This is a genomic window from Pseudomonas baetica, assembly GCF_019733355.1.
Lineage (GTDB): Bacteria > Pseudomonadota > Gammaproteobacteria > Pseudomonadales > Pseudomonadaceae > Aquipseudomonas > Aquipseudomonas baetica_A.
The window spans coordinates 136,652-148,726 of sequence record NZ_JAIHLQ010000012.1; the positions used below are offsets into that span (position 1 = coordinate 136,652).

Consider the following 12,075-nt stretch of genomic DNA (forward strand, 5'->3'; position numbering starts at 1 on the left):
GCATCCGTTCAGGCCTGGGCGGTATGCCGGTCTTCGCGGGGGCAGCGGGCGAATTTTGCCCGGTAGCTGCGGGTGAAATAGGACGGCGATTCAAACCCGCAGGCGATGCTCACTTCCAGCACGCTCATGTCGGTCTGGCGCAACAACTGCTGGGCCTTTTCCAGCCTTAATCGCAGGTAGAAATTGCTCGGCGTGTCGTTCAGATGCAGCCGAAACAAGCGCTCCAATTGCCGGCGCGTCACCTTGATCGATTCCGCCAACGCCAACGTGGTCAGCGGCGGTTCGCTGTGTTGTTCCATCTCGCCAATCACCTGAACCAGTTTCTTGTTGTTGATCCCGTAACGCGTGGCGACTTCCATGCGCTGGTGATCTTTGCGCGGACGAATGCGCCCCAGCACGAATTGTTCGCTGACCTGAATTGCCAGTTGCGGGCCATGGGCCTGAGCGATGAGATCGAGCATTAAATCGATGGACGCCGTACCGCCCGCCGAGGTGATGCGCCGACGGTCGATCTCGAACAGCTCCTGGGTCACGCTGAGCTGTGGATAAGATTCCTTGAAGGCGTCAATGGCTTCCCAGTGCAGGGTCAGGCGGTGGCCATCGAGCAGGCCCGCCTCAGCCAGAACGAAGCTGCCGGTGTCGATGGCGCCGAGGGTGACGCCTTCGTTGTCCAGCCGTCGCAGCCAATGTTCAAGCGTCGGCGTGGCGAACTTCAGAGGTTCGAACCCGGCCACCACCCATAACGTCGCGCCTTTCTTCAGCGGTTCCAGCGCCGCGTCGGCGTTGACCGACATGCCGTTGCTCGCCAGTACCGCCCCGCCATCGGCGCTCAGCACATGCCAGCGGTACAACTCGCCGCGAAAGCGGTTGGCGACCCGCAGCGGTTCGATTGCCGAGATAAAGCCGATGGCGGAGAACCCCGGCATCAGCAAGAAGTAGAAATCCTGAGACATGGGCGCACTCGATTCGCGGGTAACGAGAGGAAGGGTAGCGTGGCTCGTTGATACGCCGATTGTCGTCGTCGTTCAAGCGCGCAGGTCGCTACAGTGCAAGTGCCTGTCGCCGTAGTGCGCTTTGACGGGGGCGTTGCTGCGTAACTTTGCATCACCGGCGCAACAGACGCCGGAACTCACAATAAACAACCTGCCGAGGAACCCGACATGAAACGACTGATCAGCAGCTGCGTTCTTGCACTCAGCGGTACCGCTTTCTTGAGCGCCAGCGTCGTGGCCGCCGAACCCGCGTCTTGCCAGAACGTGCGCATGGGCGTGGTCAACTGGACCGACGTGATCGCCACCAGTGCCATGACCCAGGTCCTGCTCGACGGCCTCGGCTACAACACCAAACAAACCAGCGCGTCCCAGCAAATCATCTTCGCCGGGATTCGCGACCAGCGTCTGGACCTGTTCCTTGGCTACTGGAACCCGCTGATGACCCAGACCATCACCCCGTTCGTCGACGCCAACCAGGTCAAAGTCCTTGACGCTCCAAGCCTCAAAGACGCGCGCGCCACCCTCGCCGTGCCGACGTATCTGGCTGACAAGGGCCTGAAAACCTTCGCCGACATCGCCAAGTTCGAGAAGGAACTGGGCGGCAAGATCTACGGCATCGAACCGGGTTCGGGCGCCAACACGCAGATCAAGGCGATGATCGCCAAAAACCAGTTCGGCCTCGGCAAGTTCCAGTTGGTTGAGTCCAGTGAAGCGGGAATGCTCGCCGCCGTCGATCGCGCCGTGCGTCGCAAGGAAGCCGTGGTGTTCTTCGGCTGGGCGCCGCACCCGATGAACGTCAACGTCAAGATGACCTACCTCACCGGCAGCGATGACGCGCTCGGCCCGAACGAGGGCATGGCCACCGTTTGGACCGTCACCGCGCCGAAATACGCCGAACAGTGCCCGAACATCGGTCGCCTGCTGAGCAATCTGACGTTCACCGCTGAAGACGAGAGCCGGATGATGCAACCGCTGCTCGATCACAAGGACGCCTTCGAGTCGGCCAAGCAGTGGCTCAAGGATCACCCGGCAGACAAACAGCGCTGGCTCGAAGGTGTGACCACTTTCGACGGCAAACCGGCGGCCGAAAACCTGCAACTGACCCGCAAATAAAGCCCCCCTGAATCACCGTTTCGCAGCCCGCAAAGGGCTGCGAACAGCCCCATCACGCCTGAAGGAAACCGCCTCATGAACCACGACGTCATCATCACCTGCGCACTCACCGGTGCTGGCGACACGACCGCCAGGAGCCCCCACGTACCGGTCACCCCGAAACAGATTGCTGCCGCCGCCGTGGAAGCGGCCAAGGCCGGCGCCACCGTTGTGCACTGTCACGTCCGCGATCCGCAGACCGGCAAATTCAGCCGCGACGTGGCGCTGTACCGCGAAGTGATGGAGCGCATCCGCGAGGCGGACGTCGACATCATCGTCAATCTCACCGCCGGCATGGGTGGCGACCTGGAAATCGGCGCGGGCGAGAAGCCGATGGAGTTCGGCCCGAACACCGATCTGGTTGGCCCGCTGACTCGCCTGGCTCACGTTGAAGAGCTGCTGCCGGAAATCTGCACCCTCGATTGCGGCACCCTGAACTTCGGCGACGGCGACACCATTTATGTCTCCACCCCGGCACAACTGCGCGCCGGCGCCAAACGCATCACCGAGTTGGGCGTGAAAGCGGAGCTGGAAATTTTCGACACCGGTCACCTGTGGTTCGCCAAACAGATGATCAAGGAAGGTTTGCTCGATAACCCGCTGTTCCAGCTATGCCTGGGCATTCCGTGGGGCGCGCCGGCCGACACCACCACCATGAAAGCCATGGTCGACAACCTGCCGGCGGACGCGGTGTGGGCTGGGTTTGGTATCGGCCGGATGCAGATGCCAATGGCCGCGCAAGCGGTGCTGCTGGGTGGCAACGTGCGGGTCGGGCTGGAAGACAACCTGTGGCTGGACAAAGGCGTGCTGGCGACCAACGGTCAACTGGTCGAACGCGCCACCGAGATACTCAGCCGCTTAGGCGCCCGGGTCCTGACCCCGGCCGAGGGCCGGAAAAAAATGGGCCTGACCCAGCGCGGATAAATCATCACTCATTTCCCCCCTGTGGGAGCGGGCTTGCTCGCGAAGGCGATGGCTCTGCCCATAACGATGCGTCGGCTGTACCGGCCTCTTCGCGAGCAAGCCCGCGCCCACAGGTTTCTACGAATTATTCAGGATGTGACCATGAGCTTTATCACCGAAATCAAAACCTTCGCCGCCCTGGGCAGCGGTGTTATCGGCAGCGGCTGGGTCGCCCGCGCCCTCGCCCACGGCCTCGATGTCGTGGCCTGGGATCCGGCGCCCGGCGCTGAAGCGGCGCTGCGCAAACGCGTGGCCAATGCCTGGGGTGCGCTGGAGAAAAACGGCCTGGCGCCGGGCGCGTCGCAGGATCGTCTGCGCTTTGTCGCGACCATCGAAGAATGCGTGCGCGATGCCGATTTCATTCAGGAAAGCGCCCCGGAACGGCTGGAACTGAAACTGGAGTTGCACAGCAAAATCAGCGCAGCGGCCAAGCCCAACGCGTTGATCGGCTCCAGTACCTCGGGCCTGCTGCCCAGTGAGTTCTACGAGAGCTCGACCCACCCGGAGCGCTGCGTGGTGGGCCACCCGTTCAACCCGGTTTACCTGTTGCCGTTGGTGGAAGTGGTCGGCGGCAAACACACCTCGCCCGAGGCCGTGCAGGCGGCAATGAACGTCTACGAATCCCTCGGCATGCGCCCGTTGCATGTGCGCAAGGAAGTGCCGGGGTTCATCGCCGACCGTTTGCTCGAAGCGCTGTGGCGCGAGGCGCTGCACCTAGTCAACGATGGTGTGGCGACCACCGGCGAGATCGATGACGCGATTCGTTTTGGCGCCGGTTTGCGCTGGTCGTTCATGGGCACGTTTTTGACTTATACGTTGGCCGGTGGCGATGCCGGGATGCGCCACTTCATGTCGCAGTTCGGCCCGGCGTTGCAGTTGCCGTGGACGTACCTGCCGGCACCGGAGCTGACCGAAAAATTGATCGATGACGTGGTCGACGGCACCCGCGAGCAGCTTGGCGAGCGCAGCATTTCGGCACTGGAGCGCTATCGTGATGATTGCCTGCTGGCGGTGCTGGAGGCGGTGAGGACTACCAAGGAGAAGCATGGAATGAGTTTCAGCGAATAATCCTTGCTCAACAGTTCCGGCCCCTTCGCGAGCAAGCCCGCTCCCACAGATGACCGCATTCCCATGTGGGAGCGGGTTTGCTCGCGAAGACGGCAGCCCAGCCACTATCAATGTTGGATCTGACACCATGCCCACCCTCACCACCTACCAAACCCGCATCATCCCCGACTGGGTCGACTACAACGGCCACCTTCGCGACGCCTTCTACCTGCTGATCTTCAGCTACGCCACCGACGCCCTGATGGACCGCCTCGGCATGGACAGCAACCACCGCGAAGCCAGCGGCCACTCGTTGTTCACCCTGGAACTTCACCTCAATTACCTGCACGAAGTGAAGCTCGACACCGACGTCGAAGTACGCACGCAAATCATCGGTCACGACAGCAAACGTCTGCATCTCTATCACAGCCTGCATAAAGTCGGTGAAGACCAGGAGCTGGCCGGCAACGAGCAAATGTTGCTCCACGTCGACCTCGCCGGCCCGCGCTCGGCACCGTTCAGCGCAGATACCCAAAGCCACCTGCAAGCCATCGTCGCCGAGCAGGCCGACCTGCCCGCTCCGGCTTACCTCGGCCGCGTCATCGCCCTGCCACCGGCCCGGTAAAACCCACTATCAAGCGAGATGAGTGTTTGCTGCGCAGATCGGTTTCGCTGACGGACAGGCAAAAAAAGCCCCGATACAAGCCGTGACAGGATCGGGGCTGAGGGTACTGTTGAGGAGCTGCCGTGCGAGGGTGACCAAACCGTCGTGTTGCAAGCTGAAGCCAGTTTGCCCACTCCCTTTGACAACGAGTTAGCCGAAAACGACCCGTTCATAGTCGTAGCAGCCACTGCAACAAATCGCCCTTGCCGTCCCTCCCCTTGCCTACCAGAATCGAGTGACGACCTCCGTTGCTGAAGAAGGATTCGCCTCATGATGTTTGCCGATTTGATCGATCAGGAAGACCTGTTGGGACAGCTCAAGGCATTGGGATTACAGGTGCCGATCGGCTCGACAGCCGAGCAGGCATGTGAATTCGCAGTGCTGGGTCTGGACGATGCTCGGGCATTCGAATTGCGCAAAATGGTCAAGGATATGTACACCAGCGGTGCCAGCATCCAGCCCGCTGTGCGCCAGGCGATCGATAAACAGTTGTTGCCGGCATTGGCGCACTACCAACAGACCCACAGCGCCTGAACAAGCCAATCGCCAGCAGGCTGGCTCCCACAGTTTTTGTGTCTGACCACATTTTTGTGATCGACATCCATCCTGTGGGAGCTCGCCTGCTGGCGAAGAACGATGGCTCGGTTTACAGCCTTACGCTGGCAAACGTCGACTCATTGCGCGCCTGACTCAACGCCGACATCGGCCCCGACAGCGGCGACAGCACCATCGCCTGCGGCAACTGCATCATCGCCACCTGCTGGGTGGTGTTGGAGCCGACGCGCTCGTCACGCGGCGGAATGCCGAAGTATTCGCGGTAGCACTTGGAGAAGTGCGGCGTTGAGACGAAACCACACACCGAAGCCACTTCGATGATCGACATCGGCGTCTGCTTGAGCAGTTGCCGGGCACGAATCAAACGCAGCTTGAGGTAGTAACGCGACGGCGAGCAGTGCAGGTATTTCTGGAACAACCGCTCGAGCTGACGACGGGACACGGCGACATACACCGCCAGCTCGTCGAGGTCGATCGGTTCCTCAAGGTTGGCCTCCATCAGCGCGACGATTTCCTGCAGCTTCGGCTGGTTGGTGCCGAGCATGTGCTTGAGCGGCACGCGCTGGTGATCCTGTTCGTTGCGGATGCGCTCATAGACGAACATTTCCGAGATCGCGGCGGACAGTTCACGGCCGTGATCGCGGCTGATCAGGTGCAGCATCATGTCCAGCGGCGCGGTGCCGCCGGAGCTGGTGAAGCGGTTGCGGTCGAGGGTGAACAAGCGAGTGCTCATGGCTACACGCGGGAAAGCTTCCTGCATTGCCGCCAGGCATTCCCAGTGCACGCTGCAATCGAAACCGTCGAGCAGCCCGGCGCATGCCAAGGCCCAACTGCCGGTGCATACGGCACCCAGACGACGCGACTGACGTGCCTGGCTTTGCAGCCAGGAGACGTGTTCACGGGTCACGGTGCGCTGGATACCGACACCGCCACAAACAATCACGGTGTCCAGAGGAGGCGCTTTGTGCATCGAGGCGTCGGGCGTGATTTGCAGACCGTCACTGGCCCACACCTGGCCGCCATCGACGGTGAGGGTGCTCCAGCGAAACAGTTCACGACCGGACAATTGGTTGGCCATGCGCAGCGGCTCAACCGCAGAGGCCAGGGAAATCAGCGTGAAATTGTCCAGCAGCAGAAAGCCGATGGATTGAGGCGCACGGTTCTGGGGTTGAGCCCCTGAGTTGAACGACGTCATCGCGGTATCTCCTCACACAAAGCGGGTGAAGGCCTCAGGCGGAGGCTCTTGTTTTTGCCGACGCTCTCGAGTGGGAGACGGGCTTTGTTATGACAGAGCAATTGCCATGCCTAAAATTGAATGGCCGTTCAATAACTCCTGAAAACGACGTCACGACGTGTCTATATGAGACGTCAGACGATAGGTGTTTTGAAGTGCCATCAGCGAGGGTGAAAGCTCTGCCCCGTTGCCTGTGAGCAGATCGGTATCACTTGTGGGAACGGGGCTGCGCGCCGTTGGCAAGGAGTGTCACCACAGGCACAGGTGACGGACGGTAGGGTGTGCTGATTGCCTGTTACAGGTGGGAAAGACTCTTATCTGATTGCGACGCGCTAAAAGGTGGCGTCTTGAATTATGCGTGTTCACTTAGCGAGCAGTTTTGACTGGTCTGGCCCCTTCGCGAGCAGGCTCGCTCCCACATTTGGAATGCATGCTCCTGTGGGAGCGAGCCTGCTCGCGAAGAACTCACCTCGGTGTCACTGATTCAGCACTCAACCGCACTGACCGCCAAACCACCGCGCGAGGTCTCTTTATATTTGTCATGCATGTCGGCACCGGTATCACGCATGGTGCGGATCACCCGGTCCAGCGAGATGAAGTGCTGACCATCGCCACGCAACGCCATTTGCGCGGCGTTGATCGCCTTCACCGCCGCAATCGCATTGCGCTCGATGCATGGCACCTGGACGAGGCCGCCCACCGGATCGCAGGTCAAACCGAGGTTATGTTCCAGGCCGATTTCCGCCGCGTTGCACAATTGCTCAGGCGAAGCGCCAAGAATCTCCGCCAGCCCCGCCGCCGCCATCGCGCAGGCCGACCCGACCTCGCCCTGACAACCGACTTCGGCACCGGAAATCGACGCATTCTTCTTGCACAGAATCCCCACCGCCGCCGCCGCCAGAAAGTAGTCGACCACGTTGGCGTCGGTGACCGCTTCGCTGAACTTCATAAAGTAGTGCAGCACCGCCGGAATGATCCCCGCCGCACCGTTGGTCGGCGCCGTGACCATGCGCCCGCCCGCCGCGTTCTCTTCATTCACGGCAAGGGCGAACAGGTTGACCCACTCCATCGCGCTCAGCGTCGAGCCGATCACGTTGGGCTTGTTCAATTCCTGCAGGCTGCGATGCAACTTCGCCGCACGCCGACGCACATTCAATCCCCCGGGCAGGATGCCTTCGTGCTTGAGGCCTTGTTCGACGCAATCTTGCATCGCTCGCCAGAGTTTCATCAGCCCGGCGCGGATTTCCTCTTCGCTGCGCCAGACCTTTTCGTTGGCCATCATCAAGTCGGCGACGCGCAAGTTGTGTTGCTTGCACAGCGCCAACAACTCCACGGCACTGGAGAAGTCATAGGGCAGTTCGGTGCGATCCAGATCCACCACACCGCTGCAGGCTTGCGCCTCATCCACGACAAAGCCGCCACCGACCGAGTAATAGGTGTCGCGATGCAGGGTAGCGCCATCACCTTCGGCGATCAGCGTCATGGCATTGGGGTGGAAAGGCAGGTTCTCTTCGATCAGACGCATGTCCCGGGCCCAGACAAAGGGCACCGTCAGGCGACCGTCCAGCAAGAGCGTATCGGTTTCGCGTAGCGCCTGGATGCGCGGGCCAATCTGTGCGGGATCGATTGCATCAGGCCATTCGCCCATCAATCCCATGATCACCGCGTTGTCGCTGCCATGGCCGATACCCGTGGCCGACAGCGATCCATAAAGCTGAACTTCGACACGCCGAACGTCATCGAGCAGGGCCTTTTCTCGCAGGCTTTGCACGAACAGAGCAGCGGCGCGCATCGGGCCCACAGTATGGGAACTGGAAGGGCCAATGCCGATTTTAAACAGGTCGAAAACGCTGATTGCCATGGGCGAATATCTCAAGTTCAAACACGTCCCGACACGGCTGCGCCGGGCGGCGCAGCAGCTACGCTTGACGCCGGTATTCCCACATCTTCCGGTTTTTGCCGTAAGGTTGACGTCTGACACCGACGTAGTCTTGTCCACTAACGCCGTGTGTCGGTGAGGCTCTATCCACTCGCTTTTTGGTGGCCCAGGGAGCCGCCAATGGGTGGAAAAAAGCTGTAAGCGACGTTACCGACACTAGATGCGACCACGCCTGTACTGGATGCGACCCTACCTGTAGGCGTCCGATATGCACTGGTACATGATCATTTACGACTTGATTGCAAGGCTGCGTGTCAGAACACGTTTCACGCACCTACCGACCGCAACATTCATAAGTGCGGGTATCCCGTCGGAACACCGCCCAAAAAACACTCAGGAGTCCCCCCATGAAAGGTTCCCCCTCGTTGTTGTTGGCCGCCATGCTCAGTCTTCCTCTTCTGGCCCAGGCTTCAGAACCGGAACAATGCAGCACCGTCAACTTCTCCGATGTCGGCTGGACCGATATCACCGTGACAACCGCCACCACCAGCGTCGTACTCGACGCACTGGGGTATAAAACCAAGACCACCATGATTTCCGTACCGGTGACCTACAAGTCCCTGGCCGACGGCAAGAACATGGACATTTTCCTCGGCAACTGGATGCCGACCATGGAAAACGACATCAAGGCCTACCGCGATGCCGGTACCGTGGACGTCGTGCGCACCAACCTCAAGGGCGCCAAATACACCCTCGCTGTGCCGCAAGCCCTGTACGACAAAGGTCTGCATGACTTTGCCGACATCGCCAAATTCAAGAAAGAACTCGACGGCAAGATCTACGGCATCGAGCCAGGCAACGACGGCAACCGTCTGATCCAGAGCATGATCGACAAAAACGCTTTCGGCCTGAAAGACGCCGGTTTCAAAGTCGTGGAATCCAGCGAAGCGGGGATGCTGTCGCAGGTCGACCGCGCCCAGAGACGTGACACCTCTGTCGTGTTCCTGGGCTGGGCACCCCATCCGATGAACAAACGCTTTCACATTCAATACCTGACCGGGGGCGATGACTTCTTCGGCCCGGATTTCGGCGCCGCCACCGTGGCCACCAACACCCGCAAGGGCTATGTCGAAGAGTGCAGCAATGTCGGCCAGTTGCTGAAGAACCTGGAGTTCACCGTCGACATGGAAAGTGAGCTGATGGGCAATGTCCTCGACGACAAGATGAAGCCCGAAGCAGCAGCCAAAGCCTGGCTGAAAAAGAACCCACAGGTGCTCGATACCTGGCTCGCTGGCGTGACCACCATTGACGGTAAACCAGGCCTTGCGGCCGTGAAAGCCAAGCTCGCGCAGTAACCGCCTTATGCCGGGCGAGTGCGCTCGCCCGGACTGTTTATTCCTTGCATGCGGACGTTCACTACCATGCTGATTGATCAGAAAATACCTTTAGGCCAGTACATCGCGGGTTTCGTTGAATGGTTGACCGACCACGGCGCCAATACATTCGACGCAATCGCCGTGACACTGGAAACGATGATCCACGGCGTGACGTTTGCGCTCACCTGGTTCAACCCTTTTGTCTTGATCGGCCTCATCGCCGTGCTCGCCCATTTCATCCAGCGCAAATGGGGACTGACTGCTTTTGTGATTGCGTCCTTCCTGCTGATCCTCAATCTGGGGTACTGGCAGGAAACCATGGAAACCCTCGCCCAGGTCATGTTCGCGACCCTGGTCTGCGTGGTCATCGGCGTGCCGTTGGGTATCGTCGCCGCGCACAAACCGATGTTCTACACATTGATGCGTCCGGTTCTCGATCTGATGCAGACCGTACCCACCTTCGTTTACCTCATTCCTACCCTGACCCTCTTCGGGCTGGGTGTGGTGCCGGGCCTGATCTCCACGGTGGTATTCGCCATCGCTGCGCCGATCCGCCTGACCTACCTGGGCATCCGCGATGTCCCGCAAGAACTGATGGACGCCGGCAAGGCCTTCGGCTGCTCGCGTCGCCAATTGCTTTCACGGATTGAACTGCCTCACGCCATGCCGAGCATCGCTGCCGGCATCACCCAGTGCATCATGCTGTCGCTGTCGATGGTGGTGATCGCTGCACTGGTAGGCGCCGACGGACTCGGCAAACCGGTGGTCAACGCACTGAACACTGCTGATATCGCCCTGGGCTTCGAAGCAGGCCTGGCGATCGTACTGCTGGCGATCATGCTCGACCGTATCTGCAAACAGCCCGAAGCCAAAGCAGGGGGTGACGCATGAGCATCATTCGCTTCGAAGACGTCGACGTAATTTTCTCCAAGGACCCGCGCGAGGCACTCAAGCTGCTGGATGAGGGCATGACCCGCAACGAGATCCTGAAAAAGACCGGGCAGATCGTCGGCGTGGAAAAGGCCAGCCTCGACATCAACAAAGGCGAAATCTGCGTGCTGATGGGCCTGTCCGGCTCCGGCAAGTCGAGCCTGCTGCGTTGCATCAACGGCCTCAACACCGTGAGCCGCGGCAAGCTGTTCGTCGAGCACGAAAACCGTCAGATCGATATCGCATCCTGCACCCCCGCCGAACTGAAAATGATGCGCACCAAACGCATCGCCATGGTGTTCCAGAAGTTCGCACTGATGCCGTGGCTGACGGTTCGCGAGAACATCAGCTTTGGTCTGGAAATGCAGGGCCGACCGGAAAAGGAACGCAGGAAACTGGTCGACGAAAAACTGGAACTGGTAGGTTTGACCCAATGGCGCAACAAGAGGCCTGACGAACTCTCCGGCGGCATGCAGCAGCGCGTCGGCCTTGCTCGTGCACTGGCGATGGACGCCGACATTCTGCTGATGGACGAACCGTTTTCGGCACTCGACCCGCTGATCCGCCAAGGCCTGCAGGATGAACTGCTGGAACTGCAACGCAAGTTGAACAAGACCATCGTCTTCGTCAGCCACGACCTCGATGAGGCGCTGAAACTGGGCAGCCGCATCGCGATCATGAAGGACGGTCGCATCGTCCAGTACAGCGTGCCGGAAGAGATCGTGCTGAACCCGGCGGATGACTATGTGCGTACCTTCGTGGCGCACACCAATCCGCTCAACGTGCTGTGCGGGCGCAGCCTGATGCGCACGCTGGATAACTGCAAACGCATCAACGGTTCGGTGTGCCTGGACCCGGGCGACGACTCGTGGCTGGATCTGGCCGAGGGCAACACCATCAAAGGCGCGCGGCAGAACGGCTCGACACTCAACCTGCAGAACTGGGCACCGGGGCAAGCGGTTGAAGCGCTGGAGCGCAAACCGACGCTGGTGGACTCCAATATCGGCATGCGTGACGCCTTGCAGATTCGTTATCAGACGGGCAACAAACTGGTGCTGCACGATAACAATCAGGTCGTAGGGATTCTCGGTGACAGCGAGTTGTATCACGCGTTGCTGGGCAAGAACCTGGGGTAATAATCCCGGACACAAAAACGCCGCGAGAGGATCGCGGCGTTTTTGTTTATCAGGGAGTCAGGTCAAACCGTGTTGTGGCTGATGGCCCTTTCGCGAGCAAGCCCGCTCCCACAGTTGAAATGCATGCCAATGTGGGAGCGAGCCTGC

11 protein-coding genes are annotated in these 12,075 nt (G+C 60.1%); 8 read left to right on the top strand and 3 right to left on the bottom strand.

What is annotated here, in order from left to right; all coding sequences use genetic code 11:
- Positions 1-8: 8 nt before the first annotated feature.
- A complete protein-coding gene (locus tag K5E40_RS13400) occupies positions 9-953 on the bottom strand; it encodes a GlxA family transcriptional regulator (RefSeq protein WP_221731174.1) in 945 nt (314 codons plus the stop codon).
- Positions 954-1,160: 207 nt separating this feature from the next.
- On the opposite strand from K5E40_RS13400, the gene K5E40_RS13405 reads away from it, so the two are divergent.
- The 5 genes from K5E40_RS13405 to K5E40_RS13425 all read left to right on the top strand — a co-directional run bounded on the left by K5E40_RS13405 (position 1,161) and on the right by K5E40_RS13425 (position 5,352).
- Positions 1,161-2,105, top strand: a complete 945-nt coding sequence (locus tag K5E40_RS13405) for a choline ABC transporter substrate-binding protein (protein WP_221731175.1) — start codon at positions 1,161-1,163, stop codon at positions 2,103-2,105.
- Between the two features lie 75 nt (positions 2,106-2,180).
- Complete coding sequence (locus K5E40_RS13410) at positions 2,181-3,068, top strand: 3-keto-5-aminohexanoate cleavage protein (protein WP_221731176.1); 888 nt, start codon at positions 2,181-2,183, stop codon at positions 3,066-3,068.
- Positions 3,069-3,209: 141 nt separating this feature from the next.
- The gene (locus K5E40_RS13415; protein WP_221731177.1) at positions 3,210-4,175 is read left to right on the top strand and encodes an L-carnitine dehydrogenase; all 966 of its coding nucleotides are present in this window, start codon (positions 3,210-3,212) and stop codon (positions 4,173-4,175) included.
- A gap of 127 nt (positions 4,176-4,302) precedes the next feature.
- Complete coding sequence (locus K5E40_RS13420) at positions 4,303-4,779, top strand: thioesterase family protein (protein WP_221731178.1); 477 nt, start codon at positions 4,303-4,305, stop codon at positions 4,777-4,779.
- A gap of 309 nt (positions 4,780-5,088) precedes the next feature.
- Entirely contained in the window at positions 5,089-5,352 is a 264-nt protein-coding gene (locus K5E40_RS13425; RefSeq protein ID WP_221731179.1) for a hypothetical protein, read from the top strand.
- Positions 5,353-5,464: 112 nt separating this feature from the next.
- On the opposite strand, the gene K5E40_RS13430 is transcribed toward K5E40_RS13425, so the two are convergent.
- On the bottom strand, positions 5,465-6,568 hold the full coding sequence (locus K5E40_RS13430) for a GlxA family transcriptional regulator (RefSeq protein WP_221731180.1): 1,104 nt from the start codon (positions 6,566-6,568) through the stop codon (positions 5,465-5,467).
- A 523-nt stretch (positions 6,569-7,091) separates the two neighbouring features.
- Entirely contained in the window at positions 7,092-8,468 is a 1,377-nt protein-coding gene (locus tag K5E40_RS13435) for an L-serine ammonia-lyase (protein WP_221731181.1), read from the bottom strand.
- A gap of 425 nt (positions 8,469-8,893) precedes the next feature.
- Between K5E40_RS13435 and K5E40_RS13440 the strand changes: the two genes are divergently transcribed.
- The 3 genes from K5E40_RS13440 (at position 8,894) to choV (ending at position 11,928) form a co-directional block, all read left to right on the top strand.
- Positions 8,894-9,841, top strand: a complete 948-nt coding sequence (locus K5E40_RS13440) for a choline ABC transporter substrate-binding protein (protein WP_221731182.1) — start codon at positions 8,894-8,896, stop codon at positions 9,839-9,841.
- 66 nt (positions 9,842-9,907) lie between these two features.
- On the top strand, positions 9,908-10,753 hold the full coding sequence (choW, locus tag K5E40_RS13445) for a choline ABC transporter permease subunit (protein ID WP_221731183.1): 846 nt from the start codon (positions 9,908-9,910) through the stop codon (positions 10,751-10,753).
- Positions 10,750-11,928 (top strand): choline ABC transporter ATP-binding protein, encoded by a 1,179-nt coding sequence (choV, locus tag K5E40_RS13450; RefSeq protein ID WP_221731184.1) that lies wholly within the window; start codon positions 10,750-10,752, stop codon positions 11,926-11,928. Before choW ends, choV begins: the two co-directional genes overlap by 4 nt.
- Positions 11,929-12,075 lie beyond the last annotated feature (147 nt).

Coding starts and splice junctions, on each gene's coding strand:
- K5E40_RS13400 (WP_221731174.1), bottom strand. CDS start 953: ATGTCTCAGGATTTCTACTTCTTGCTGATGCCGGGGTTCTCCGCCATC.
- K5E40_RS13405 (WP_221731175.1), top strand. CDS start 1,161: ATGAAACGACTGATCAGCAGCTGCGTTCTTGCACTCAGCGGTACCGCT.
- K5E40_RS13410 (WP_221731176.1), top strand. CDS start 2,181: ATGAACCACGACGTCATCATCACCTGCGCACTCACCGGTGCTGGCGAC.
- K5E40_RS13415 (WP_221731177.1), top strand. CDS start 3,210: ATGAGCTTTATCACCGAAATCAAAACCTTCGCCGCCCTGGGCAGCGGT.
- K5E40_RS13420 (WP_221731178.1), top strand. CDS start 4,303: ATGCCCACCCTCACCACCTACCAAACCCGCATCATCCCCGACTGGGTC.
- K5E40_RS13425 (WP_221731179.1), top strand. CDS start 5,089: ATGATGTTTGCCGATTTGATCGATCAGGAAGACCTGTTGGGACAGCTC.
- K5E40_RS13430 (WP_221731180.1), bottom strand. CDS start 6,568: ATGACGTCGTTCAACTCAGGGGCTCAACCCCAGAACCGTGCGCCTCAA.
- K5E40_RS13435 (WP_221731181.1), bottom strand. CDS start 8,468: ATGGCAATCAGCGTTTTCGACCTGTTTAAAATCGGCATTGGCCCTTCC.
- K5E40_RS13440 (WP_221731182.1), top strand. CDS start 8,894: ATGAAAGGTTCCCCCTCGTTGTTGTTGGCCGCCATGCTCAGTCTTCCT.
- choW (WP_221731183.1), top strand. CDS start 9,908: ATGCTGATTGATCAGAAAATACCTTTAGGCCAGTACATCGCGGGTTTC.
- choV (WP_221731184.1), top strand. CDS start 10,750: ATGAGCATCATTCGCTTCGAAGACGTCGACGTAATTTTCTCCAAGGAC.